This window comes from Pseudomonas sp. URMO17WK12:I11, from assembly GCF_007677725.1.
GTDB lineage: Bacteria > Pseudomonadota > Gammaproteobacteria > Pseudomonadales > Pseudomonadaceae > Aquipseudomonas.
On the sequence record NZ_VEDF01000030.1, the window covers coordinates 1 to 2,170 of the forward strand.

A 2,170-nucleotide genomic window follows, 5' to 3' on the forward strand; every position below is an offset into this window, starting at 1 on the left:
GGCGCGGTCCAGGTCCAGCACCGCCAGCCGGTCAGGGATCGGCAGGCCTGGGCGCAGGTGCGACTGGGTCAGCAGCAAGGCGATGCCGCTGTCGTCGAACATGTAGGCCAGACGCTCCTGCGGGTACTCCGGATCCAGCGGCACATAGGCGCCGCCAGCCTTGAGGATCGCCAGCAGGCCGATCACCATCTCCAGCGAACGCTCGGCGGCGATGCCGACCAGCACGTCCGGCCCTACGCCCAGGCCACGCAGGTGCGCGGCCAGGCGGTTGGCCTCGGCGTTGAGCTCGGCGTAGCTCAGGGTGCGCTCGGCGAAGGTCAGTGCCGGTGCCTGCGGCTGGCGACAGGCTTGCTGTTCGAACAACTGGTGCACATACGGCGTGCCGGGGTAAGCGCGCTGGGTGGCATTCCAGCCAGTGATCGCCAGCGCTCGCTGGTCATCATCGAGCATCGGCAGATCGCCCATGCGCTGCGCCGGCGCCTCGACGATCGCGCGCAACAGGTTCTGCCAGTGTGCCGCCATGCGCTGGATACGCGGTGCATCGAACAGATCGGTCGAGTAGATCAGCGAAGCGCTCAAGCCCTGGGGATGCTCAACGCAGTCCAGGCTCAGGTCGAACTGTGCACTGGGCATGGCCCATTGCACCTGCGCCACCTCCAGCCCCGGCAGCTTCACGCCATCACTGATCGCTCCCTCGCTCACCTGGTAGTTGAACAGCACCTGGAACAGCGGGCTGTGGCTCAAGCTGCGCTCGGGCTGCAGCGCCTCGACCAGCTGTTCGAACGGCAAGTCCTGATGAGCCTGGGCCTGTAGCGCCGCCTGGCGCACCTGCTTGAGCAGGTCGAGGAAACTGGCCTGGTCATCGACATCCGCGCGCAGCACCTGGGTGTTGACGAAAAAGCCGAGCAGGCGCTCGGTCTCGGCACGGTTGCGGTTGGCCGAAGGCACCCCAACGCGGATGTCAGCCTGGCCGCTGTAGCGATGCAACAGCAACTGGAACGAGGCCAGCAGAAGCATGAACGGGGTGCAGCCTTGAGCTTGGGCCAGTTGCCGAACCTCCTGCAACAGCGCCGGGGGCAGCTCGAGCAGATGCCGCGAGCCTTGGCTGCTGCGCCGCGCCGGGCGTGGGCGGTCGAACGGCAGCTCCAGCGGGCCTTGCTCACCGGCCAGGCGCTGCGTCCAGTAGTTCAGCTGACGCTCGCGCTCACCTGCCGCCAGCCATTGACGCTGCCAGCCGGCGTAGTCGACGTACTGGATCGGCAAGCTGGGCAGTTGTGCCGCGACGCCTTGGCAATGGGCTTGATACAAGGTGATCAGCTCATCGACCATCAACTGCATGGACCAGCCGTCCGAGACGATATGGTGCTGGGTCAGGACCAGTACCCGATCACCTTCGCCCACCTGCAGCAACGCCACTCGCAACAGCGGACCTGTCTCCAGGTCGAACGGGCGCATGGCCTCGGCCTCGATGGCGGCCAACAGCGCCGGCTCGTCGGTCTGGGCCAGGTCACGGATGTCGATGTCCAGTGCACCGAGCGGGTCGATGCACTGGCGCGGCTGCCCGTCGCCATCGAGCAAAAAACGCGTGCGCAAGGTCTGGTGGCGCGCCGCCAGGTCGGTAAATGCCTGGCCCAGGGCGTCGAGGTCCAACACCCCGCGCAGGCGCAGCACCGTCACCATGTTGTAGGCGGCGCCCTGCGGGTCGAGTTGCCAGAGCACCCACTGACGCTGCTGGGCGTGGGAAAGGCGCAGGGTCTCGCCGTCAGCCAGGGGCACGATGGGCAGGCGGCCCACATCGACACCCTTGTCCAGCAGGCGTTTGAACAGGGCCACGCGCTTGTCATGGTTCAGCCCGCTGATCCGCTGGACCAGCTCATTGCCCTGTTGGGTCCCTTGCTTAAGCATCAAATGCCTCCAGTTCGTCCAAGGCGTCAAAAATGGCGTCGTAATCGTGTTCTGCCGGGCCTGCGTTGCGTGTCACCAAGGCGGCCAAGGCGCCGAGGTCGTCGGCGAGGTAGGCGTCCTGGATCGGCACTTCGACGCAGAGCTCGGTCTTGATTCGGGATACCAGGCGCACCACCAGCAGCGAGTGCCCGCCCAGTTCGAAGAAATTGTCGTTCAGGCCCACCTGCTCGACCTTGAGCACCTCCTGCCAGATGCCGGCCAGGCG

At 66.2% G+C, this 2,170-nt stretch carries 2 protein-coding genes; both read right to left on the reverse strand.

Going from position 1 to position 2,170, the window contains the following annotated elements; translation table 11 throughout:
- Nucleotides 1-1,905, reverse strand: a 1,905-nt coding sequence (locus tag FS665_RS23085) for a condensation domain-containing protein (protein WP_145193650.1), incomplete at its 3' end; no start/stop codon positions are given.
- On the reverse strand, nucleotides 1,898-2,170 hold a 273-nt coding region (locus FS665_RS23090; RefSeq protein ID WP_178108397.1), incomplete at its 5' end, for a phosphopantetheine-binding protein. The genes FS665_RS23090 and FS665_RS23085, both read right to left, overlap by 8 nt.